Origin of the sequence: Luteimonas sp. MC1828, assembly GCF_016461615.1 — a bacterium.
In the GTDB taxonomy this organism is placed as follows: Bacteria; Pseudomonadota; Gammaproteobacteria; order Xanthomonadales; family Xanthomonadaceae; genus Luteimonas.
Genome location: NZ_JAEMNY010000002.1, coordinates 570,137 through 592,676, shown reverse-complemented (window position 1 = coordinate 592,676; position 22,540 = coordinate 570,137). Strand labels below are relative to the sequence as shown.

The window sequence follows — 22,540 nt, the reverse complement described above, 5'->3', positions numbered from 1 at the left end:
TTCCGGCGCTAGCCGCCGTACAGGCTCTTGCGCGGCGCCCCGCTGATATCCGCCGCAACTTTCGCGGCGGTCGAGGGTGGCAGGTGCGCAGCGAGCTTCGCGTACAACAGCCTGCCCTGGGCGACCCTGGCATCCGCATCTTCGCCGACGCCCTCCACCACCAGCACGAACTCGCCCTTGCGCTGGTTGGCGTCGGCCTCTACCGCGGCATGCAGGTCGGCCAGCGAGCCGTCGAGGACGGTTTCGAACAACTTGGTCAGCTCGCGCGCGAGCACCGCGCGACGCGCGTCGCCGAATACCGCGCGCAGGTCGGCCAGCGATTCGACGATGCGGTGCGAGGACTCGTAGAAGATCAGCGTGCGCGGTTCGCCTGCCAGCTGCGCAAGATGCTCGCGGCGCGCACCCGCCTTGACCGGCAGGAAGCCCTCGAACACGAAGCGGTCGCTCGGCAGGCCGGCGGCGCTCAGCGCGGCCACCAGCGCGCTCGGGCCGGGCACCGGGCTGACGCGGATGCCGGCGGCGCGCGCGGCGCGCACCAGGCGGTAGCCGGGGTCGCTGACCAGCGGCGTGCCGGCATCGGACACCAGCGCCAGCGAGTCGCCGGCCAGCAGCCGCGCCACCAGCCGCGTGGCCTGTTCGTCCTCGTTGTGCTCGTGCACCGCAAGCAGCGGGCGTTCGATGCCGAAGTGCGCCAGCAGGTGGCGGGTGTGACGGGTATCTTCGGCGCAGATCGCGTCGACGGCGCGCAGCGTGTCCAGCGCGCGCGGCGACATGTCGGCGAGGTTGCCGATCGGCGTGGCGACGACGTGGAGGGTTCCGGCGGAGGTCTGCATCGTGTCCATGCGGGCGGGACGGTAGAATCCGGCCATTCTCGCAGCCGGGCAGCAACGATGCGTCATTCTTGGAAGCAGGGACTCGCCGCCACCATCGCCAGCGTGGCGCTTGCCGGCTGCGCCGCGGTGCAGGTCAGCACGCCGGCCGCACCGGTGCAGGCCATCCCGGAAGCAACGCGCAACATCCACTGGCGGTTCGACGACGGCGGCCGTCCGCCAGCCGAGCGCGACGGCTACCGGCCGCCACTCAAGCTCGCGGTGTTGCTGCCGCTCACCGGCAGCCTGGCCACCGCGTCCGCGCCGGTCCGCGACGGCCTGCTCGCCGGCTACTACGGCGAACGCCGCCGCCGCCCGGACCTCGAGTTCTACGACACCGCCGGCACCGCCCATGGCGCGGTCGCCGCCTACCAGCGCGCGGTCGCCGAAGGCGCCGACCAGGTGGTCGGACCGCTCGGCCGTGACGAAGTGGACGCGGTGTTCGTGCAGACCGTGCCGTCGGTGCCGCTGCTCGCGCTCAACCGCGCCGGCACGCCCCCGCCCAATGCCGCGAGCTACGCGCTTGCACCAGAGGACGAAGGCAGCGGCGCGGCGGATTTCCTGGCGGCGCGCAACGCGCTGCGCGTGCTGGTGCTGAGCTCCGGCGATGACAGCGCGCGACGCAGCATCGATGCCTTCACCACCCGCCTGCAGTCGCACGGCGGCAGCGTGGTGCAGCTGCTCGCGGTGGTCGGCGATGCGCCGGGCGACATGACCGCGCTCATGCAGGGCGCGCTGCAGCGCGAGGGCGGCGTGGATGCGGTGTTCATGGCGCTGCGCGGCCCGCAGGCGCGGCTGGTGGCGCCGCAGGTCGCCGCCGCAGGGCTGGCGACGCGTCCGCGGGTGGCGACCTCGCAGATCATGGCGGGCACCGGCAGGGCCGGCGACGACGCCGCGCTCGACGGCATCGCCTTCCCGTCCGACGCCTGGTCGGTGACCGGCGTGCCGGGCCTGCCGGCCGCGTCCAGCGTGGCGGCGTCGCTGCCCACCGCGCGTGGCCCTGCCGCCCGGCTGTTCGCCTTCGGCTACGACGCCTGGCTGCTCACCGCCTACCTCGAACACCTGGCCACCTCGCCCGACGCCAGCGTGCCCAGCGCCAGCGGCACGTTGCGCATGGATGGCGACGGCAACGTGCTGCGTTCGCCCGCCTGGTCGACCTTCAGCGGCGGCCACGTGGTGCCGCTGGCCGGCGTCGGCGGTTGAGCGAGACCCGGCGCCGCGGCGCCGAAGTCGAGGCCGCGGCGCGCACGCACCTGCTGCGCGCCGGGCTGGTCGACGTGGCGGCCAACGCCAACTACCGGCTCGGCGAGCTCGACCTGGTGATGCGCGACGGCGACACGCTGGTGTTCGTGGAGGTGCGCTACCGCGCCAGTGCCGATTACGGCGGCGGCGGGGAATCGGTCGACCGCGGCAAGCGCCAGCGCATCGTGCGCGCCGCGCAGCTGTTCCTGCTGCAGCACCCTGCCCTCGCCGAGTCGTATTGCCGCTTCGACGTGGTCGATGCCAGCGGCGATCCGGCCGCGCCGGACTTCACGTGGCATCGCGACGCCTTCCGGCTCGACGACGCCTGACGGCGCCGCGCTCAGGCGCCGAAGTGCACGTGCCCGCTGTGCGGTGCGACCCACGGCTTGCCCGCGCCGTGCGCGCGGACGCCATGCGTTTCCACGACCGCGCCGATGCGCGTGACCGCCACGCCGGCCGCACGTCCAGCAGCCTGGATCGCGCTGTCCGCTGACGCGGGCGCGGTGAAGCACAGTTCGTAGTCGTCGCCGCCGCCGGCCTGCAGCGCGCGCAGCGCATCGCCTGCGAACGCGGCCTGCAGCGCGGCACTGGCCGGCAGCGTGTCGACGTCGATCTCCGCGCCAACCCCGCTCGCGGCGCAGACATGGCCCAGGTCGGCGAGCAGGCCGTCGGAGACGTCCAGGCAGGCATGCGCGAGCCCGGACAGCGCGCGGCCGAGCGCGATGCGCGGCAGCGGGCGCTCCAGGCGCGCGCGCAGCGCCGCGTCGATCGCGTCGATGGCGCCGCGTGCCCGCCACTGCGCAAGCGCCGCGGCCGCATCACCGAGCGTGCCGCTGACCCAGACACCATCGCCGACGCGTGCGCCGTCGCGGCGCAAGGCGACACCCGGCACCACGACGCCATGCACGGTCACCGAGATCGACAGCGGTCCGCGCGTGGTGTCGCCGCCCACCAGCGCCACGCGATGTTCCGCGGCCAGCGCCATGAACCCGTCGAGGAAGGCCGCGACCCACGCGGCGTCGCCTTCGGGCAGGGACAGCGACAGCGTGCACCACGCCGGCTCCGCGCCCATCGCGGCCAGGTCGGACAGGTTCACCGCGAGCGCCTTCCAGCCGATGTCGGCGGGCGCGGTGCCTGCGGGGAAATGCACGCCGGCGTTGAGCGTGTCCATCGCCACCACCAGCTCGCGCCCGGCGGGCACGCGCAGCACCGCGGCATCGTCGCCGATGCCGAGCAGCACGTCGTCGCGGGCGTGCGTGGCACGCGCGCGGATGAGATCGATCAGTTCGAACTCGGCCACGGCCGCGTGCCGGCGGTCAGCCGCGCGGGGACTGCACTTCGGCCGCGCGCCACTCGGCGGCGGCGCGGTCGAGCACGCCGTTGACGTAGGTGTGGCCATGCTCGGAACCGAAGCGCTTGACGGTCTTCAGCGCCTCGTCGATCACCACGCGGTACGGCACGTCGACGCGGTGGCGCAGCTCGTAGGCGGCGATGCGCAGCATGGCGCGCTCGATGGGGTCGACTTCGGCGATGCCGCGGTCGAGGAACGGGGCCAGCGCCTCGTCGAGTTCGCGGCGATGGTTTTCCACGCCGCGCACCAGGTCTTCGAAGTACTCGAGGTCGGCGACTTCGTTGGCCTGCTCGTGGGCCAGCTGCGAGATCGCGTCGCGCGCGTTGGCGCCCGACAGCTGCATGGCATACACCGCCTGCAGTGCGCGGCGCCGCGAGCGCGAGCGCGCGACCGGATCCATACCGCCGTTGCGCGCGCCGCCGCCGCGATGCGGCCTCACGGCAGCACCGCCAGCAGGCTGGCCATCTCGAGCGCGACCAGCGCGCACTCTTCGCCCTTGTTGCCGTGGCTGCCGCCTGCGCGGTTCTCGGCATCGGCCTGCTCGTCGACCGCGAGCACGCCGTTGGCCACCGGCACGCCGTGGTCGAGCTGCACGCGGGCCAGGCCGTCGGCGCAGCGGTCGGCGACGTGTTCGAAGTGGCGGGTATCGCCACGCACCACGCAGCCCAGGGCGACGATGGCGGCGTGCCGCCCGCCCTGCGCCAGGCGCGCGGCGGCCAGCGGGATCTCCCAGGCGCCGGGCACGCGGACCACGTCGACGTGGTCCGCGGCCACGCCGTGGCCATCGAAGGTCGCGCGCGCGCCCGCCACCAGCGCATCGACGATGCGCGGGTTCCAGCGGCTGGCGATGATGGCGAAGCGCGCGCCGTTGGGGGCGCGCAGGTCGCCTTCGTGGTGGGTCATGGGGGAAATCCTCGGGTAGGCCGGCATTCTAGCCGAGCGCGATTACGCGGGCGGGTCGACGTACTCGACCACTTCCAGGCCGAAGCCCGCCAGGCCGACCTGCTTGCGCGCGGTGCCCATCACGCGCAGGCGGCGCAGGCCGAGGTCGGCGAGGATCTGGCTGCCGGCGCCGTTGCGCCGCCATTCCAGCAGCGCCCCGCCCCGCGGCGCTTCGGCAGGTGCCGGGACCGCATCGTCGGCGGAACGGATGCGCGCCAGCAGCGCGTCGGGGGTCTGGGCGCCATCCAGCAGCACCAGCGCGCCGCGGCCCTCGCGGGCGATCGCGGCCAGCACGTCGCCAACGGCCGGGCCGAAATCGGCGCGCCGCCAGTGCACGGCATCGGCGAGCGCGTTGCGCACCTGCACGCGCACCAGCGTGGGCGTGTCGGGATCGGCCTCGGGCTCGCCGCGCACCAGCGCGAAATGCAACGCATGGCCCAGGCGGTCGCGATAGCTGAGCAGGCGGAACGGGCCGTGTTCGGTCTCGATCGCGCGCACGTCGACGCGCTCCACGGTGTGCTCGGTGGCCAGGCGATGGCGGATGAGCGCTTCGATGGAGCCCATCTTCAGGCCGTGCTCGCGCGCGAACACCTCCAGCTCCGGGCGCCGCGCCATGGTGCCGTCGGGGTTGAGGATCTCGACCAGCACGCCGGCCGGCTCCAGGCCGGCGAGCATCGCCAGGTCCGCGGCGGCTTCGGTGTGGCCGGCGCGCGCCAGCACGCCACCCGGCTGCGCGGCGAGCGGGAAGATGTGGCCCGGTTGGGCGAGATCCGCCGGCGTCGCGTTCGGGCGCACCGCGGTGCGCACGGTGTGCGCGCGGTCGTAGGCGGAGATGCCGGTGGTGACGCCCTCGGCCGCCTCGATGCTGACCGTGAAGTTGGTGTGGTGCGACGAGGTGTTGGACTGCACCATCGGCGGCAGGCCGAGCTGCGCGCAGCGCTCGCGGGTCAGCGACAGGCAAACCAGTCCGCGCGCGTGGGTGACCATGAAATTGATGTCGGACGGCCGCACCAGCTCGGCGGCCATGATCAGGTCACCCTCGTTCTCGCGGTCCTCGTCGTCGACGATGACGACCATGCGGCCGGCGCGGAGTTCTTCGAGCAGTTCGGGGACGGTGGCGAAAGGCATGGTTCAGCGGTCCTGCAGCAGGCGCTCGACGTAGCGGGCGACGAGGTCGATCTCGAGGTTGACGGAGTCGCCGACGGTCGTGGCGGCGAACGCGGTGTTGGCGACGGTGTGCGGCACCAGCGCGACGTCGAAGGTGTCACCTGCCACGGCATTCACCGTGAGGCTCACGCCGTCGACGCAGATCGAACCCTTCTGCGCGATGTATTTCATCAGCGCGACCGGGGCCTGGAAGCACCAGCGCTGGGCGCGGCCGTCGTCGCTGACCGCGAGCACACGGCCGATGCCGTCGACATGGCCGCTGACCAGGTGTCCGCCGAGGCGGTCGCTGGCGCGCATGGCGCGCTCGAGGTTCACCGGCGCGCCTTCGGCCAGCGCACCGAGCGTGGTGAGCGCGAGGGTCTCGTTGGAGGCGTCGGCCTCGAAATGGCCGGCGCCATGCGCGACCACGGTCAGGCAGGTGCCGTTGACCGCGATGCTCTCGCCCAGGGCGGGATCGGCGAACGGCAGGTTGCCGACGGCGATGCGCAGGCGGGCGTCGCCACCTCGTGCCTCACGCTGCTCGAGGGTGCCGACGGCTTCGATGATTCCGGTGAACATGCAGGCTTTCCGCCGTCCTTCAGGGCTCCGCGTGCGCCGCGCGCGACGCGGCCCGCACCGGCGGAACGGGCAGGCGCAGGCGTCGGGTGGTGCCGCGTGCCGGGGCATCCGGCGGCGCGGATTCTACCATCGGGGTCGCGGGCGGCCGCGCGGACGGTGCGTCCCAGCGGCGGCCTCCGCCGCGCGGCGCGCTCAGGCGGCGGGTTGCGCGGTGGCTACCGGATACAGGCGCATGCGCATGTCCTCGCCCACCGCAACCATCTCCTCGACCCGCATCTGCATGCGGTGGGCCATGTCGTCGATCCCGAGCCCGGAAAACAGCGGGCGCGCGTGCGCACCCAGCAGGATCGGCGCCATGTAGATCAGCATCTCGTCCACCAGGCCGGCATGCAGGAACGCGCCGGCAAGCGTGGCGCCCGCTTCGAGCTGCACCTCGTTGATGCCGCGCGTGGCCAGCAGCCGCAGCACGGCATCCAGGTCGAGCGCATTGCCCTGCGACGGCACCGCGACGCGCTCGATGCCGGGCAGGCGCGGCGGCTTGGCGTTGCCGGCGTGCAGGTACAGGGTGGGCGCGTCGCCCTCGCGCACGCGGCCGCGGGCAACTGTGGCCAGGCCAGGGTCGAGCACCACGCGCAGCGGCGGCACGAAATCCGGCTCGCCGGGTAGGCGCACGGTGAGCTGCGGGTCGTCCGCCAGCACCGTGCCGGAACCGGTCAGCAGCGCACCGCTGCGCGCGCGCCAGCGCATCACGTCCTCGCGCGACGCGTCGCCGCTGATCCACTTCGACTCGCCGTTGGCGAGCGCGGTGCGTCCGTCCAGGCTCATCGCCAGCTTAACGCGCAGCCACGGCCGGCCGCGTTCCAGCCGCGCCAGGTAGCCGCGGTTCAGCACCCGCGCCTGCTGTTCCATCAGACCGGACTCGACCGTGATGCCGGCGGCGCGCAGGCGTTCGAAGCCACTGCCATCGACCTCCGGGAACGGGTCCGGCATGGCCCCCACCACGCGCGCCACGCCGGCCGCGACGAGCGCATCCGCGCAGGGGCCGGTCCGCCCGGTGTGCGCGCAGGGCTCGAGGGTGACGTAGGCGGTGGCGCCGCGCGCGCGCGCGCCGGCCGCTTCAAGCGCGTGCACTTCGGCATGCGGACCGCCGGCGCGCTGGTGCCAGCCTTCGCCGACCACCTCGTCGCCTTGCGCGAGCACGCAGCCGACCATCGGATTGGGCCGGGTGGTCCATGCGCCGCGCTCGGCGAGGCGCAGTGCGCGCGCCATCATGGCGTGATCGACAGCCGAAAATCCCTGCATCAGGTGCTGGTATCCACGTTGGAGTAGAGGGGGTCGCCGCCGAGCAGCCAGTTGGCGGCCTGGTGGCGCTCGCCGGCGATGCTCAGGCAGCGCTGCAGCTGTTCGTCGTCGGCCTGGTCGATGCGCGCGCCTTCGACGGCCAGGTCGCCGTCGAGCAGCGCGCCGTCATCGACATCCAGGCTGGCCCAGGTGCACTCGCGCACGAAGGCGGCGAAATCCATGGGCTCCGGGCGCAGCTGCCAGTCACGCAGGCGCCAGTGCAGCGCCAGCTGGCGCGCGGCGAAGGTGTCGAGCGCACGCTCGCCGCGCAGCTGGGGCGCAGGATCCCGGGCCAGCGGCGCGTCGTCGAGCAGCCCCACCGCCTCCGCGGCCGCGACCGGGTCGACGAGGCGGTCGTGCGCCAGGCCGGGCTGCAGGTCCAGCGCCCAGGCCAGCACGTACAGGCCTTCGGCGCGCCAGCTGGCGTCGATGGCGGCCTTGCGCGCGAGCTGCCCCAGCGGCGTGGCAATGACTTCGGCTTCGCCCGGCTCCAGCGTCGCCTGCAGGCCGGTGGCGTCGAGCCAGTCGCGCAGGCGCCTGCACATCGCCTCGGCGTCGGCGTCGCCCGGATCCTGCTCCAGGCTGGCGCGGCAGGCGATGCTGGCCAGGGCCAGCGCGCGCTCGTGCACGCGACGCGCGCCAGGGCGTGGGTGCAGGCCTGCCTGGCCGGGGTGCTGCATCGGGCTCAGCGCTTGCGGCCCTTGCCGGAGCGCGCGTCGAACGGCAGCACGTCGCCTCCGAGCAGGGGCAGCTGGCCGTCGCCCGGGCCTTCGCGTTCGAGGCGGTCGAGCTGCTCGCGGAAATCGGCGACATCCTCGAACGCCTGGTACACCGATGCGAAGCGCACGAAGGCGATGTGGTCGATCTTGCGCAGCTCGGCCATGACGAATTCGCCGACCCGGCGCGAGGCGATCTCGCGCTCGGTGGTCATGCGCAGCTGGTGCACCACTGCGCGCACCGACGCCTCGATCTGCTCCTCGGAGACCGGGCGCTTGTGCAGCGCGCGGTCGAAGCCCAGGCGCAGCTTGCGCGCGTCGAAATGCTCGCGCCGGCCATCGGACTTGATGATCGCCGGCAGCTTGAGCTCGATGGTTTCCAGCGTGGAGAAGCGCTCGCCACAGGCCTCGCACTCGCGGCGACGGCGGATGGTCGCGCCGTCGTCGCTGACCCGCGAATCGATCACGCGGGTGTCGTGGTGCTGGCAGAAGAGGCAATGCATCGGCGGCGGGCGCTGTGGTCCTGTGGCGGGGTGTGGTGCCGGTCCGGCCTCACCTTATCCGTAGACGGGGAAGCGTGCGCACTGGCGGGTCACGTTTTCACGGACCCGGGCGATCACCGCCTCGTCGGCGGGCTGGTCCAGCACGTCGCAGATCCAGTTGGCCAGCTCCACGCAGTCGGCTTCCAGATAGCCGCGCGTGGTGACCGCCGGCGTGCCCAGGCGCAGACCCGAGGTCACGAACGGCTTCTGCGGGTCGTTGGGCACGGCATTCTTGTTGACCGTGATGTGCGCGCGGCCCAGCGCCTCCTCGGCGGCCTTGCCGGTGACGCCCTTGCCGATCATGTCGACCAGCATCAGGTGGTTCTCGGTGCCGCCGGAGACGATCTTGTAACCGCGCTCGATCACCACCTTGGCCATCGCCTGGGCGTTCTTGACCACCTGCTGCTGGTAGGCCTTGAACTCCGGCTCCAGCGCTTCCTTGAACGCCACCGCCTTGGCAGCGATGACGTGCATCAGCGGGCCACCCTGGATGCCCGGGAACACGATTGACTGCAGCTTCTTGGTGATTTCGTCGGCAGCTTCACCCATGGCGGTGCGGCTGGCGACGATGATGCCGCCGCGCGGGCCGCGGAGCGTCTTGTGCGTGGTCGACGTGACGATGTGCGCGTGCGGCACCGGGTTGGGATACACGCCGGCCGCGACCAGCCCGGCGACGTGCGCCATGTCGACGAACAGGTACGCACCGATCTTGTCGGCGATGGCGCGGAAACGCGCCCAGTCGACGACCTGCGAATAGGCGCTGAAACCGGCGACGACCATCTTCGGCTTGTGTTCGACGGCGAGGCGTTCGACCTCGTCGTAGTCGATCATGCCGGCCTCGTCGACGCCGTACTGCACGGCCTTGAACAGCTTGCCGCTGATGTTGACCTTGGCGCCGTGGGTGAGATGGCCACCATGCGCCAGCGACATGCCGAGGATGGTGTCGCCCGGCTGCAGCAGCGCCAGGTACACGGCCTGGTTGGCCTGCGAGCCCGAATGCGGCTGCACGTTGGCGTACATGTCGTCCACGGAGCCGGCGGCGAACAGCTGCTTGACGCGGTCGAGCGCGAGCTGCTCGGCGACGTCGACGTATTCGCAGCCGCCGTAATAGCGCTTGCCCGGATAGCCCTCGGCGTACTTGTTGGTGAGCTTGGAGCCCTGCGCTTCCATCACCCGCGGGCTGGCGTAGTTCTCAGAGGCGATCAGCTCGACATGGTCTTCCTGGCGGCGGCCTTCGTCGGCGATGGCCTGGGCCAGTTCGGGGTCGTAGCCTTCGATGCGCGCGTCTCGCGGGAACATGGTCACTCCGGGCGGAAGATGGGGGTCCGGGCAATTGTAGCCCGCGGCCGCCAACGACCCAGCCGCGCAAGAAAGGTGTCGTCTCCCTCCCCATGGAGTAGAGGCGCCGGGCTTGTATGGGCGCCGGGTACCAAGCCCCTTGAGGACTCATGTCCCCCGGCGATGCCCTGCGGCCATCGCCTCCTCCTTGGCTTCGCCCTCAAGGGCCTTGGCACCCGGTCCGCTGCACTGCGCGGTGGTTCGAGGGGCAGAGCCACGGCCCGCAATCTCTCGCGGTACCGGCAGCCGGCGAAGAGCCCCGGAGTGGCCGCGAGGCAGTCGCGGGGAAGTCAAGGAGGAGGCATCCGCCGCAGGCGGATCCGGGGGACATGAGCCGCGACGGCCTCGCGGCCACCACGGGTTGCTCCAGAAAAAGAAGGGCGCGCCCTGAGGCGCGCCCTTGGTTCAACCCTGACCGGACTCAGCGGCCGAGGAAAACGTCGGCAATGATGCCGGTGGCCACCGCGACCAGCAGGAATTCGCCGGCATCGCTGCGCCGCCAGTGGTGGCCGCGCGGCGGATTGCGCAGGCCGTAGTGGCGATAGTCCTGGACCACGTAGGTGGGAGCGTAGCCGGCGTACTGGTAATGGCGGCCGCGGGCCCACGGCGGCGGACCGCGATGGCCGCGGTTGTGGTGCACCACCACCGGCGGACGGGACACATAGACCACGTGGTCGCGGTGGCCGTGGCCCTTGCCATGGCCCTTGCCGTGACCCTTTCCATGCCCCTTGCCGCGGCGCGAATCGCGGTCGCGGCGGTAGTCGTCGCGGGCATAGCGGTCATGGCCGTAGCCGCGGTCGTAGTCGCGGTCGTAACCGCGGTGATCGCCGCGGCGATCGTGGTCGCGCGCCATCGCCGGGGCGGCGAACGCCGCGCCGAGCGCCAGCAGCAAGGTGGCCAGTGCAAGGTTCCTGGTGTGTTTCATCGCCGTCTCCCGTGGTTGTGGGATCGACTATCGGCAAAGCGGCCTGAACGGATGCCCTACCTGCACGGTGGTCCCTCGGGGCCATTCAGATTCAGGCAAGCCCGCCCTCGGCGGGTCCCCGCACGGGCCGGTATAATCGCGCCATCCCCAGCCACCGATCCTGCCCGCGCACCCGCGTGGGCGGCGGCGGCGTCGCACCGGAGCTTCCATGTCGCAATACATCTACACCATGAACGGCGTCAGCAAGACGGTGCCGCCGAAGCGCCAGATCATCAAGGACATCTCGCTGTCGTTCTTCCCGGGGGCCAAGATCGGCCTGCTGGGCCTGAACGGCTCGGGCAAGTCCACCGTGCTCCGCATCATGGCCGGCGTGGACACGGACTTCTCGGGCGAGGCGCGCCCGCAGGCCGGCATCAAGGTCGGCTACCTGCCGCAGGAACCGCAGCTCGACCCGACGCAGACCGTGCGCGAAGCGGTCGAGGAAGGCGTGGGCGACGTGCTGCAGGCGCAGAAGCGCCTCGACGAGGTCTATGCCGCCTATGCCGAGGAAGGCGCCGATTTCGACGCCCTCGCCAAGGAACAGGAGCGCCTCGAGGCGATCCTTGCCGCCGGCGATGCGCATACGCTGGAAAACCAGCTCGAGGTGGCCGCCGACGCGCTGCGCCTGCCGCCGTGGGAGGCGGTGATCGGGAACCTGTCAGGCGGCGAGAAGCGCCGCGTGGCGCTGTGCCGCCTGCTGCTGCAGAAGCCGGACATGCTGCTGCTCGACGAGCCCACCAACCACCTCGACGCCGAGTCGGTGGAATGGCTGGAGCAGTTCCTGGCGCGCTACACCGGCACCGTGGTCGCGGTGACGCATGACCGCTACTTCCTCGACAACGCGGCCGAATGGATCCTCGAGCTCGACCGCGGCAAGGGCATCCCGTGGAAGGGCAACTACACCGACTGGCTGACCCAGAAGGGCGACCGCCTGAAGCAGGAAGAGTCGTCCGAGAAGGCGCGCCAGAAGGCGATCCAGAAGGAGCTCGAGTGGGCCCGCAGCAATGCCAAGGGCGGCCGCTCCAAGGGCAAGGCCCGCCTGGCGCGCATCGAGGAGCTGCAGGCGGTCGACTACCAGCGCCGCAACGAGACCAACGAGATCTTCATCCCGCCGGGCGAGCGCCTTGGCGCCAAGGTGATCGAGTTCAAGAACGTCAGCAAGAAGTTCGGTGACCGGCTGCTGATCGACGACCTGAGCCTGATGGTGCCGGCCGGTGCGATCGTCGGCATCATCGGCCCCAACGGCGCGGGCAAGTCGACGCTGTTCAAGATGATCACCGGCCAGGAAAAGCCGGATTCGGGCACGATCGAGCTCGGCTCGACGGTCAACATCGCCTACGTCGACCAGAGCCGCGACGCGCTGGAGGGCGACCACAACGTGTTCCACGAGGTGTCGGGCGGCCTGGACATCCTCAACATCAACGGCATCGAGATCCAGTCGCGCGCCTACCTGGGCCGCTTCAACTTCAAGGGCCAGGACCAGCAGAAGCTCGTGGGCACGCTGTCGGGTGGCGAGCGCGGCCGCCTGCACATGGCCAAGACCCTGCTGCAGGGCGGCAACGTGCTGCTGCTCGACGAACCGTCCAACGACCTGGACATCGAGACCCTGCGCGCGCTTGAAGACGCGCTGCTGGAGTTCCCGGGCAACACCTTCGTGATCTCCCATGACCGCTGGTTCCTGGACCGCATCGCCACGCACATCCTGGCGTTCGAAGGCGACAGCCACGTGGAGTTCTTCCAGGGCAACTACCGCGAATACGAGGAAGACAAGAAGCGCCGCATGGGCGACGACGCGGGCCCGAAGCGGCTGCGCTTCAAGGCGCTGAAGTAAGCGCCAGCGGCTCTCCTTCCCCCGCCATGCGGGGGAAACGGCTGGCACGATGCCGGGCAGTGGCAGGATCGGGGTGACTTGATGGGTTTCATGCAACAGCTGCGGCAGCGCTGGGCCACGTCCGGGTCGCTGGTCTGCGTCGGGCTGGATCCGGAGCCGGCGAAGTTTCCGGCGCGGTTCGCGGCTGACGACGATGCGGTATTCGCGTTCTGCCGCGACATCGTCGACGCCACCGCGGAGTTCGCCTGTGCGTTCAAGCCGCAGATCGCGCATTTCGCGGCGCTCGGTGCCGAAAGCGCGCTTGAACGATTGATTGCGCACGTGCACGCGGCGCATCCGGGAATCCCGGTGATCCTCGATGCCAAGCGCGGCGACATCGGTTCCACCGCCGGGCGCTACGCCGTCGAAGCCTTCGGTCGCTTCGCCGCCGATGCGGTCACGGTGAACCCCTACCTCGGCGGCGACTCCCTGCAGCCCTTCCTCGACCACGCCGAACACGGCGTGGTGATCCTGTGCCGCACGTCCAACCCCGGCGCCGCCGACCTGCAGGACCTGCCGGTCGACGGCCGGCCGCTGTACCAGCACGTCGCCATGAAGGCGGCGCGCGAGTGGAACGGCCATGGCAACGTCGCGCTGGTGGTCGGCGCCACGTGGCCCGGGCAACTGGGCGAGGTGCGCGCCATCGTCGGCGACATGCCGCTGCTGGTGCCCGGCGTGGGTGCGCAGGGCGGAGACGTGGAAGCGGTGGTGCGCAACGGCCGCAGCGCCGATGGCACGGGCCTGCTGGTCAGTTCGTCGCGGGCGATCCTCTACGCCTCGGCCGGCGACGACTACGCGGCTGCAGCCGCGGACGCCGCGCGCGCGCTGCGCGACGCGATCAACCGCCACCGCTGAGGGCGGCGGCACGGTCAGCTGTCGCTGGCCGCCTCGGGCACCACAAACACCTGGCGCAGGTAGCGCAGGTAGCCGGCGTCATCACACATGGTCTTGCCGGGCGAGTCGCTGAGCTTGGCCACCGGCTGGCCGTTGCAGCGGACCATCTTCAGCACGATCTGCAGCGGCGCCGGCCCGACGTCGTTGGTGAGGTTGGTGCCGATGCCGAACGACATGCGGCAGCGGCCGCGGAAGTGCGCGTACAGCTCCATGACCAGGTCGATGTCGAGGCCATCGCTGAACACCAGGGTGCGCGTGCGCGGGTCGATGCGCATGTCTTCCAGATGGGCGAGGACGCGCTCGCCCCACTCCACCGGGTCGCCGGAATCGTGGCGCACGCCGTCGAACAGCTTGCAGAAGTACAGGTCGAAATCGCGCAGGAACGCGTCCAGGCCGATCACATCGGTCAGCGCGATGCCGAGGTCGCCGCGGTATTCGCGCGCCCAGCCGTCGAACGCGGCGACCTGCGAGTCGCGCAGCCGCGGCCCCAGCGCCTGGTGCGCCTGCAGCCATTCGTGCGCCATCGTGCCCTGCGGCACCAGCGCATGGCGGCGGGCAATGTCGACGTTGCTGGTGCCGGCGAACTTCACGCCCAGGCCGCGCGCCAGGTGCGGCACCAGGGTGTCGTGCCAGTCGCGCGAATAGCGGCGCCGGGTGCCGAAGTCGCTGATGCGGCAGTCCTCGAAACCGATCGCGTCGTTGATGCGCGCGAGCTTGGCGTCCAGCCGGCGCACGCCCTCGCCGGTATCCGCCGGCCCGTATTCCGCGCGGAACCAGATCTCGTTGACGATCGCCAGCAGCGGCACCTCGAACAGGATGGTGTGCAGCCACGGCCCGCTGATGGTGAGTTCGATCTCGCCCGGCACCGCGTCCGACGCCTGTAGCCGCACGTGCTTGCGGTCCAGCTGGAACAGCCCGAGGAAGTCCACGAAATCCGGCTTCATGAAACGCAGGCCGCGCATGTACTCGAGCTCGTCGGGGCCCAGGCGCAGCGCGCACAGCGCATCGATCTGCAACGAGATCGCATCGATGTGCCGCGCCAGGTCGATGCCCGGCGTGCGGCACTTGAAGCGATACTCGGCATGCGCGGCCGGATGCTGGTGCAGCACCGCCTGCATCATGGTGAACTTGTAGAGGTCGGTGTCGAGCAGCGACTCGATGATCACGGCGCGGCCCCGCGCGCGTTGGCCATGAAGACGGCCGGCAGGCGCGAGGCCCAATGCAGCCAGACCGCGCCCCACACCGCCATGCGCACGAGCCACCCGCGCCGCGGTGCCTCGAAACGACGGAAATAGCGCCACAGGCCGCGGTGCTTGTGCCATTCCACGAAGCCGGGGCGCGAGCGGGCGGAGACCCCGCGCACATGCACCACGCGCACGTCGTTGGCGACCGCCACCGTGGCACCGGCCTCGCGCGCGCGGCGACAGAAGTCGAGGTCTTCGACGTGCAGGCGATAGCCGGCGTCGAATCCGTCGATACGCGCGAACAGCGCGCGCGGCAGCAGCATCAGCGCGCCCGACACCGCGTCGACCCGCTGCAGCACCTGCGCAGGATCGACCTCGACATCCAGCGGCCGGCCGTGGCGCGCCTGCAGCGGCCCGCGCAGCATCGCCAGGAAATCGGGATCGTTGCGGCGCGCGGCGCCGTCGCGCACCCCGTCCTCATCGACCAGGTCGGCGCCGAGCAGCACGTCGACTGCCGCTGCGCCGGCGGACGCGCCGGCGGATGCCTCAGCGCGGCCCAGCGCCTGCGCATGCGCCAGCAGCCGCGCCAGCGAGTCCGGCTCGAGCATGCAGTCGGGATTGACGAACGCCAGCCATGGCGCGGTGCTGTCCGCCGCGCCCTGGTTGCAGGCCACCGCGAAGCCGGGGTTGTCCGGGTTGGCGACGAAGCGCACGCGCGGATCGGCGAGCGCGTGGCGCTGCACCACGACCAGGGTGCCGTCGCTGGAGGCGTTGTCGACCACACGGATCTCGGCCACCGCGGCCGCCGCGCGCAGGCGCGCCAGGCAGGCATCGATGGTGCCGGCGCTCTGGTGGCTGACGACGATGGCGGCGACGGCGGCGACGGTCACGCCTCCGCCCGCTGGCCCGTGGTGTCCGAAGCGGGCGCCGCGTCCACCGCGCCCACGAACAGCTCGCGCTGTGCCGGAGGCTCCAGGCCTTCAAGCCGGCGGCCCAGCGCCGCGCGCTCGGCGTGCAGCGGGTCGTGCATCAGGAATTCGGCGAGCCGCGAATGCCAGCGCGGCCAGCGCGCGGCGAGCGCGTCGAGATCGCCGTCGGCCGGGCCACCCTCGCCGCCGCGCGCGACGAACGCGGTTTCACACAGCGCGTTGCGCCAGCCGAGGCCGGACATGCGCAGCGACAGGTCGATCAGCGCCGCGTACCACGACGCGTAGCTCGCGGAATCCAGCCCGCCGGCACGGCGGCGTGCGCGACCGCGCAGGTACACGGCATGGTCCACTGCGGCGGGCAACTCCGCGTGCACCGGCGCCATGCCCTCGGCGGCACGCGACAGACGCCCGAGTTCGTGGTCATCGGGCAGCGCGGAGACCTCGCCGCTGCGCGGCCAGGCGGCGGTCTCGCCGGCATTGCACCAAGGCGTCGCGGTGGCGATGGAAGGATCGCGCGCGGCGCAGGCCGCAAGCTGCCGCGCCCAGCCCGGCGCAGGCACGGCGTCGGCGGCCAGCACGATCACGTCGTCGTCGCCGCACGCAGCCAGGGCCTGGTCGATGTGCGCCACTTCGCCCAGGCGCCGCTGGCGGCGCGTGTATTCCGCCTGCAGGCGGGTGCGCGCCAGCCACCGTTCGATGATGGCCAGACCGCGTGGTCCGGCCTGTGCGTCGTCGGCCAGCCACACCCGCGTTCCGGCGGGCGTGCCCGCCTCCAGCGCCGCGAGGCAGGCATCGAGCGCGTCGTCGTCGACCGCGACCGGCAGCAGCACGACCGGGAGTTCAGCCATGCCGGCCACCGACGTGGGCCATGCTCAGTCGCGTGACCGGTTGAGCGGCTCCAGCGCGCGGAAGCGACGGCCGTATTCGTCGGTCAGGTCGCGCGCGTCCTGCTGGTTGCGCACCAGGGTCGGCGTCATCAGCACGATGACTTCGCTGCGCGTGGTATTGGAGCTCTGCCGCCCGAACAGGCCGCCGAGCACCGGGATGCGGCTCAGGCCCGGGAAGCCAAGGGAACCCCGCGTGGTGCTGTCCTGGATCAGTCCGGCCAGCATCACCGTGTCGCCGCTCTGGACGATGGCGTTGGTCTTCAGGCGGCGCGTGTCGATGCGCACGTTGCCGTTCTGGTCGGGCTGGCTGCCGGGGCTGCTGACCTCCTGGACGATGTCCAGGAACACGGTGCCGTCCTTGGTGACGCGCGGGCGCACCTTGAGGATGGTGCCGGTGTCGAGGTACTGCACCTGGCTGTAGGAGCTGTCGCCGCCGAAACCGGGGTTGACGGTCACCGACGAGATCGGGATGCGGCTGCCGACGTTGAGCGTGGCTTCGTAGTTGTTGCGCACCATCACCGACGGCGTCTGCAGCATCTGCACGTCGCTGACTTCGTCGAGCGCGCTGATGATGGCCGCGGCGTTGCGGCCGAGGAAGGTCCAGGCCAGGCCGGGGGCCACGCCGCCGGTCTGCGAGCCCGTGACGTTGCCGGCGATCGCGCTCCAGGTCTCGCGGCCCACGGCGCTGGGCAGGCCGGCATCGGTCACCGCACGTTCGAAGAACCAGTTGACGCCGTAGCTCAGGTCGCCGCTGAGCGTGACCTCGACCACCTGCGCCTCGATGTGCACCTGCAGCGGCATGATGTCCAGGCGATCGATGACCTGCCGGATGGAACGCCAGGCTTGCCCGGTGGAGCGCACCAGCAGGGTGTTGGTCTCGTCGACCGCCGACACGCCGACCTTGTCGCCGTCGACTTCAAGCGTCACCGCGGCATTGCCGCCGGTGCGCTCGCCGAGCGACAGCGAACCGCTGCCCAGCCCGCCGCCGCCACCGCTGTCGCCGCCGCCGCCACTGTACGGGTCCCCGCCGACCCGCGCGGAACTGCCGCCATCCATGCCGCCGTCGCTGATCTCGGTGGACTCCAGGCCCGGCATCAGCGAGGCGCCACCGCGGCCGCCTGAACTGCCGCCGCGGCTGCCATAGACTTCCGACAGGCGTTCGGCCAGGTCCTTGGCGGTGATGTACTTGAGCTCGTAGGAGAACAGCTGCACGCCGCCGCCGGCGCCGTCGATGCGCTCGATCCACTGCTCGATCTGGTCCAGGTACTCGGGCTGCGAAGTGATCACCAGCACCGAGTTGGCGCCTTCCAGCGGCATGAAGCGGAACATGCCCGCCACCGGCGACTTGCTCTGCTCGCCGAACACCGTTTCGAGATCGCTGACGACCTGCGCCGCCTTGCCGGCGACCAGCGGGAACACGCCCACCGACATGCCCGACAGCCAGTCGACATCGAAGATTTCGATGGTGCGCAGGTAGTTCTCGAGCTCCTGGCGCGTGCCGGCGATGGTGATGACGTTGCGGCCGGAATCCACGCTGACGATGGCGTTGGCGCGCGCGTAGGGCTTGAGCACCTTCTCCATCTCGGCCGCGGAGATGTAGCGCAATGGCACCACGCGCGACTCGAAGCCGCGCGCGCCCGCCGCCGAGCCGGTGCGCGGCGCGACCGCGCCGCTCGCCATGGCCTGGTCCGCGCCGACGATGTTGTAGCGGCCGTCGGCATAGATCATGCGGGCGTTGTTCCAGCCCAGCACCATCTCCAGCAGGCTCAGCGCCTGCGCCGGGCTGACGGTCTTCGGCGTGGCCAGCGTCACCGTGCCCTGCACGCCCGGTGCGATCACGTAGTTCTGCCCGAGCATGTCGCCGAGGATCACCTTGATCACCGCGTGCAGCGATTCGCCTTCGAAGTTGAAGGTCGCCTCGCCGGTGCTGCCGGACAGGTTGGGCGGCGCGGACCGCGCTACCGACTGGTTGATGACGTGGCCGCTGCCGCGGTGGAGCTGGGCGCGCGGACCGTCGGGCAGCGCCTCTTCCTGGATGCCGTCGGCACTTGCGGCCGCATCGCGCGGCACTCCACCGACCTGCATGACCGGCATGGGCACCTGTGCATCGCGGCGCACGGTCGGGGCCGGCACCGAGGCGCAGGCGACAAGGACTGTGGCGAGGAACGCCACGAGCGCGGACTTGAGGATCGAGGTCGGGGTCATCGGCTGCATTCTAGGGAGTCTGGGCCGGCGGCGTGCCGTTCTGGGCCTGCTCGCGCAGGCGCGCGCGGCGGGCTTCGATTCGCTGGCGGATCGCCTCCACCTGGGCATCCGGCGTCTGCACGCTGGGTTCGGGCGCGGGCTCCGCCTGCGCGGCCTGCCCGGCCTGCGGCACGTTGACCTGGGTGGGCGCGGGCGAGCTGGACGTGGTCACCACCACCGGGCGGTTGCCGTTGGCGGACCCGGGCGCGGCCGCGGGCGCGGCGGGCGCTGCGCCAGGCGTCGATGCGACCGGGGCAGGCGGCGGCGCTGCGATCGCGGTGGGTGCCTGGCCGCCGGTGCCGTCGAACACCCGCAGTTCCAGGGTGCGGTCGCCTTCGGGCCCGCTGAACACGGCGCTGCGCGCGGCCACCGAGGCCAGCCGCCAGCCGGGCGCGGATTCGGGCGCGTCGCCGACGCGCAGGCGCACCGGCTCGCCGCCGCTTCCGGGCTGCACGATCGCCATCTCCAGGCCGGGCGCCAGCAGCACGCTGGTCAGCACGAACTCGAATTCGGCCGGTTGCTCTTCACCCTCGGGGTTGATGAAGAACGGCTGCGGCCGGCGGTCGGCGGTGAACAGCGGCCGGTCACCGATGGCTGCATACAGCGGCAACTCGCCGAGGCGATCCTCGCCAGGCTCGACCACGGCGGGCAGCGCCTGTACCAGCGCGGGATCAGGCGGCAGGCGCTCGATGCGCCCGCCCAGGCCGAACAGCCCGAGCACCCACAGCGCCAGCGCCCACAGCGCCACGCCGCCGAGCAGCCAGGTACGCGCGCCGGCGGTCTCAGCGCGCATTGCCGCCCTCCGCGCGTGCCGGTGCGGCGGGCTGCGCCCGCAGGTAGCCGTAGAGGTCGAAGGTCACGTCCAGCCCCGACCCCTGTCCTCCGCTGCCGCCGGCGGCGAAGAACTGGCGCTGCACCAGTACGTTGAGGTTGTCGACGAACAGCCGCGGCGAGCCGCTCTCCAGCGAGTGCAGCACCGCGGCGAGTTCGGGATTGCCGCAGCGCAGGCGCACCTGCACCACCGCGCGCGGAAAACGCCCCTGGCGCGGGTCGGTCATCGGCGAGCGATTGCTGATCGCGCAGCTGCGGTTGCCGGGGCTCGCCTCGGCGACCGCGGTTTCAAGGCGCTGCACCAGCGCGGCGATGGCGAGCTCGGTGCTGCGCTCGGCCATGAAACCGGGCACGCGCTCGGCCAGCGCCTGCGCCTCCGCAAGCTTGGCCTGCACTTCCGGCGCCTGCTCGAGTTCCATGCGCACGCGAACGTCGCGTTCCTGCAGGGACGCGATGCGCGCGCCCACTTCCTGCATCGGTGCCGTCCACCACGGATGCACCAGCACCAGGTAAGCCAGCGCCAGCACCGCCGCCAGGATCGCCAGCGCCAACCAGCGGTCGCGGTCAGGGATTGCTTCGCGCATCGGCGGCCCCCCTGCCATCGGCGGCTGCGGCGGTCGGCACGTCGGCAACCGCGAGTTCCGCGGTCAACGTGAAGCGGTCTCGGCCGCTGCGCGGATCGGGCTGCAGCGCACCGGCCAGGGCCGGCGAACGCCACAGCGGCGACCCTTCCAGGCGCTGCACCAGCGACGAGGCCTCGCTGCTCAATCCGATCAACAGGATCCGGGTGTCCTCGATCGACAGTTTCTCGATGTAGGTGCTGTCGGGCAGGCGCCGCGACAGCTCATCCAGCACTTCCACCGTGGTCGGGCGGGCGGCGCGCGTGGATGACAGGAAGGCCATCCCTTCGATCAGGTCGACCAGCTCTTTCTTCTGCGCTGCAGCCCCGCGGGCGCGGGTGGCCGCCTGTTCGACCTGGGCCTCGAAGACGTCGGCGGCCAGCGTGCGGTTGGCCAGCACCTGCCACAGGCCGGCGGCAAGCGCGATCACCGCTACCGCGCCCAGCGCCAGGTTCCAGGTCATCCACGGGTCGGCGCGACGCACGCGGCGTGCGCCCGGCAGCAGGTTGACGCCGAGCCCGCCGCCGCCCGAGTCGGCGACGTCGACACCCGCCAGGGTGGCCGCCAGCGGGCCAAGCGCGGCCAGCCGTGCCTCCAGCAGGGGCCGTGGCACCACCACCAACTCGGCCTCGAGCTGGCCGTCGCCGCGGCGTGCGACCACGCGCGCGTCGTATTCGACTTCGGCCAACGGAAACGGTGTCTGCCGTTCCACCTCGAAAGCCATCACCTCGCGCAGTCGCTCGGCGGCGGCGGCCGGCAGCGGCAGGCTGCGGCGCAGTACGTCGCTCGCCGGCAGCAGCAGCCAGCGCGGGAGTTCGGCCACGCGCTGAGCGAGCAGCGGCGCGAGCGGATCGGCGTCGCTGCCGGTCTCGGGGAACGGCGGCAGCTCGGCGACCGCGCGCACGGCGTCGCCGCGGTCCATCGACAGGCGCAGGCCGTCCGCACCCGCTGCCAGCAGCAGGCGTTCGTGCGCCAGCCCGAAAAGCTCACGCAGCCGTGCCGGCAGCCAGGTCGCGAGCGCCTGCGTCCACCAGCTCCAGAATCCGGCGACGCCGGGGCGCAGTGACCCACCCATGCGCCCGAGGCGCTGGCGGATCGGCGTGCTGTCAGCGGTGTGATCGACGGCAGGCATCAGCGCGGAGTGGCTCCTTCTTCCCATCGCAATGGGGTGTAGGCCGAGCCCGGCACCCCGCTTCCGCCGGCGCGGACGACCGCTCGCAGGACGGCCTGGCGGCCATCTGCGAGCCGTGCGCGGCTGTCGATACTATACGTGCCGCTGCCGCCGCCACGCAGGCTTTCGGCAAGCGCCTCACCGCCGGCTTCGCGCAGGGCGAGCGTCATCGCCGGGTCGATGCCCAGCGCGCCAAGCACCTCGGCGCTGGCGAAGCGCTCATCCGGTTTCTCGAGCCCGCTGAACACCGTCAGGTGCGGCGCGGCGAGCGCGTACAGCGCCGGCGTCATGCCCAGCACCTGCTCGACTTCGGCGATGGTGTCGAACGGCGCATCCTTCGCGCCGTAGGGCAGGCCCGCGGCGGCGTACTGGCCGTCTTCGGCGCCGCCGGAGGCCTGGGTCAGCGAGTCGCTGTCGCGCCAGTCGACAATCGCCGCGGCGACCGCGTCGGCCTGCGACGGTTCCACGCCCAGCGTGCGGAACAGGCCAGCCAGCAACATCACGTCGGCGGCGTTGAGGTCGATCTTGGCGGACTCGTCGAGGATGCGCAGCTCCACGTCGGCGCCGCCGTAGCGCCAGCGGTAGGAGCGGCCGTCGGCCTGCCAGGCGCGACGCGGCTCCTGGTCCTGCAGGCGCACCAGGGCGTATTCCAGCCCGGCGCGCGCCGCCGATTCCGCGACCACCGCGCCATGCAGCACGCGGCCCTGCATGTACTCGATGCGTGCGGTGGTGGCGTACGCGCCGACCAGCGCGGCCAGCAGCGCCACCAGCCACATCACCAGCACCAGGGCCACGCCGCGCTGCCTGCCCATCAGCGACGCCCCCGCAGCCGGTTGCGTCCACGGCCGCCGTTGCCGACCCCGTCACCACTTTGCACCGG

23 protein-coding genes are annotated in these 22,540 nt (G+C 71.8%); 4 read left to right on the top strand and 19 right to left on the bottom strand.

The features are described 5' to 3' along the window. Positions 1–8 precede the first annotated feature (8 nt). Positions 9–833 carry a 16S rRNA (cytidine(1402)-2'-O)-methyltransferase gene (rsmI, locus tag JHB91_RS12625; protein ID WP_199473254.1) on the bottom strand — a complete coding sequence of 275 codons (825 nt, stop codon included), beginning with the start codon at positions 831–833 and terminating at the stop codon, positions 9–11. A 57-nt stretch (positions 834–890) separates the two neighbouring features. Between rsmI and JHB91_RS12620 the strand changes: the two genes are divergently transcribed. Beyond that, positions 891–2,072, top strand: a complete 1,182-nt coding sequence (locus JHB91_RS12620; RefSeq protein ID WP_199373442.1) for a penicillin-binding protein activator — start codon at positions 891–893, stop codon at positions 2,070–2,072. Continuing rightward, on the top strand, positions 2,069–2,440 hold the full coding sequence (locus tag JHB91_RS12615) for a YraN family protein (protein ID WP_199373443.1): 372 nt from the start codon (positions 2,069–2,071) through the stop codon (positions 2,438–2,440). Before JHB91_RS12620 ends, JHB91_RS12615 begins: the two co-directional genes overlap by 4 nt. Before the next feature lie 11 nt (positions 2,441–2,451). Here the strand turns inward: JHB91_RS12615 and thiL are convergent, their stop codons facing one another. The 10 genes from thiL to JHB91_RS12565 all read right to left on the bottom strand — a co-directional run bounded on the left by thiL (position 2,452) and on the right by JHB91_RS12565 (position 10,991). Further along, positions 2,452–3,411, bottom strand: coding sequence for a thiamine-phosphate kinase (thiL, locus tag JHB91_RS12610; protein ID WP_199473104.1), 960 nt, complete (start codon positions 3,409–3,411; stop codon positions 2,452–2,454). A gap of 16 nt (positions 3,412–3,427) precedes the next feature. Continuing rightward, positions 3,428–3,862, bottom strand: a complete 435-nt coding sequence (gene nusB / locus JHB91_RS12605; protein ID WP_199473253.1) for a transcription antitermination factor NusB — start codon at positions 3,860–3,862, stop codon at positions 3,428–3,430. Between the two features lie 35 nt (positions 3,863–3,897). After that, a complete protein-coding gene (gene ribH / locus JHB91_RS12600; RefSeq protein ID WP_199373445.1) occupies positions 3,898–4,365 on the bottom strand; it encodes a 6,7-dimethyl-8-ribityllumazine synthase in 468 nt (155 codons plus the stop codon). A gap of 42 nt (positions 4,366–4,407) precedes the next feature. Continuing rightward, positions 4,408–5,532 (bottom strand): 3,4-dihydroxy-2-butanone-4-phosphate synthase, encoded by a 1,125-nt coding sequence (gene ribB, locus JHB91_RS12595; protein WP_199473103.1) that lies wholly within the window; start codon positions 5,530–5,532, stop codon positions 4,408–4,410. Between the two features lie 3 nt (positions 5,533–5,535). Then, the gene (locus JHB91_RS12590) at positions 5,536–6,129 is read right to left on the bottom strand and encodes a riboflavin synthase (RefSeq protein ID WP_199473102.1); all 594 of its coding nucleotides are present in this window, start codon (positions 6,127–6,129) and stop codon (positions 5,536–5,538) included. 192 nt (positions 6,130–6,321) lie between these two features. After that, a complete protein-coding gene (gene ribD / locus JHB91_RS12585; RefSeq protein WP_233398699.1) occupies positions 6,322–7,401 on the bottom strand; it encodes a bifunctional diaminohydroxyphosphoribosylaminopyrimidine deaminase/5-amino-6-(5-phosphoribosylamino)uracil reductase RibD in 1,080 nt (359 codons plus the stop codon). A gap of 29 nt (positions 7,402–7,430) precedes the next feature. Further along, positions 7,431–8,150 (bottom strand): DUF4272 domain-containing protein, encoded by a 720-nt coding sequence (locus tag JHB91_RS12580; RefSeq protein WP_199473101.1) that lies wholly within the window; start codon positions 8,148–8,150, stop codon positions 7,431–7,433. A 5-nt stretch (positions 8,151–8,155) separates the two neighbouring features. Continuing rightward, positions 8,156–8,689 carry a transcriptional regulator NrdR gene (gene nrdR / locus JHB91_RS12575; RefSeq protein WP_199373450.1) on the bottom strand — a complete coding sequence of 178 codons (534 nt, stop codon included), beginning with the start codon at positions 8,687–8,689 and terminating at the stop codon, positions 8,156–8,158. Between the two features lie 54 nt (positions 8,690–8,743). Continuing rightward, the gene (gene glyA / locus JHB91_RS12570) at positions 8,744–10,027 is read right to left on the bottom strand and encodes a serine hydroxymethyltransferase (RefSeq protein ID WP_199473100.1); all 1,284 of its coding nucleotides are present in this window, start codon (positions 10,025–10,027) and stop codon (positions 8,744–8,746) included. A 460-nt stretch (positions 10,028–10,487) separates the two neighbouring features. Further along, the gene (locus tag JHB91_RS12565; protein WP_199373452.1) at positions 10,488–10,991 is read right to left on the bottom strand and encodes an RcnB family protein; all 504 of its coding nucleotides are present in this window, start codon (positions 10,989–10,991) and stop codon (positions 10,488–10,490) included. 208 nt (positions 10,992–11,199) lie between these two features. Here JHB91_RS12565 and ettA point away from each other — a divergent pair, with 208 nt between their 5' ends. Both ettA and pyrF read left to right on the top strand, forming a co-directional pair. Further along, the gene (gene ettA, locus JHB91_RS12560; protein WP_199373453.1) at positions 11,200–12,861 is read left to right on the top strand and encodes an energy-dependent translational throttle protein EttA; all 1,662 of its coding nucleotides are present in this window, start codon (positions 11,200–11,202) and stop codon (positions 12,859–12,861) included. A gap of 81 nt (positions 12,862–12,942) precedes the next feature. Further along, the gene (pyrF, locus tag JHB91_RS12555; protein WP_199473099.1) at positions 12,943–13,755 is read left to right on the top strand and encodes an orotidine-5'-phosphate decarboxylase; all 813 of its coding nucleotides are present in this window, start codon (positions 12,943–12,945) and stop codon (positions 13,753–13,755) included. Between the two features lie 14 nt (positions 13,756–13,769). Here the strand turns inward: pyrF and pncB are convergent, their stop codons facing one another. Genes pncB through JHB91_RS12515 form a run of 8 tightly spaced genes read right to left on the bottom strand, consistent with a single transcriptional unit; the run spans position 13,770 to position 22,472 of the window. After that, entirely contained in the window at positions 13,770–14,960 is a 1,191-nt protein-coding gene (gene pncB / locus JHB91_RS12550; RefSeq protein ID WP_199473098.1) for a nicotinate phosphoribosyltransferase, read from the bottom strand. Further along, entirely contained in the window at positions 14,957–15,868 is a 912-nt protein-coding gene (locus JHB91_RS12545) for a glycosyltransferase family 2 protein (protein ID WP_199473097.1), read from the bottom strand. Before JHB91_RS12545 ends, pncB begins: the two co-directional genes overlap by 4 nt. Then, the gene (locus JHB91_RS12540; protein WP_199473096.1) at positions 15,865–16,755 is read right to left on the bottom strand and encodes a glycosyltransferase; all 891 of its coding nucleotides are present in this window, start codon (positions 16,753–16,755) and stop codon (positions 15,865–15,867) included. Before JHB91_RS12540 ends, JHB91_RS12545 begins: the two co-directional genes overlap by 4 nt. A gap of 24 nt (positions 16,756–16,779) precedes the next feature. Continuing rightward, positions 16,780–18,999 carry a type II secretion system secretin GspD gene (gene gspD, locus JHB91_RS12535; RefSeq protein WP_199473095.1) on the bottom strand — a complete coding sequence of 740 codons (2,220 nt, stop codon included), beginning with the start codon at positions 18,997–18,999 and terminating at the stop codon, positions 16,780–16,782. Between the two features lie 10 nt (positions 19,000–19,009). After that, positions 19,010–19,831 carry a general secretion pathway protein GspN gene (locus JHB91_RS12530; RefSeq protein ID WP_199473094.1) on the bottom strand — a complete coding sequence of 274 codons (822 nt, stop codon included), beginning with the start codon at positions 19,829–19,831 and terminating at the stop codon, positions 19,010–19,012. Further along, positions 19,821–20,453: a type II secretion system protein GspM gene (gene gspM, locus JHB91_RS12525; protein ID WP_199473093.1), complete on the bottom strand. Its 633-nt coding sequence runs from the start codon at positions 20,451–20,453 to the stop codon at positions 19,821–19,823. The genes JHB91_RS12530 and gspM overlap by 11 nt, the downstream gene beginning before the upstream one ends. After that, a complete protein-coding gene (locus JHB91_RS12520; protein WP_199473092.1) occupies positions 20,434–21,621 on the bottom strand; it encodes a PilN domain-containing protein in 1,188 nt (395 codons plus the stop codon). Before JHB91_RS12520 ends, gspM begins: the two co-directional genes overlap by 20 nt. Further along, positions 21,621–22,472 (bottom strand): type II secretion system protein GspK, encoded by an 852-nt coding sequence (locus tag JHB91_RS12515; protein WP_199473091.1) that lies wholly within the window; start codon positions 22,470–22,472, stop codon positions 21,621–21,623. The genes JHB91_RS12520 and JHB91_RS12515 overlap by 1 nt, the downstream gene beginning before the upstream one ends. Between the last annotated feature and the right edge of the window lie 68 nt (positions 22,473–22,540).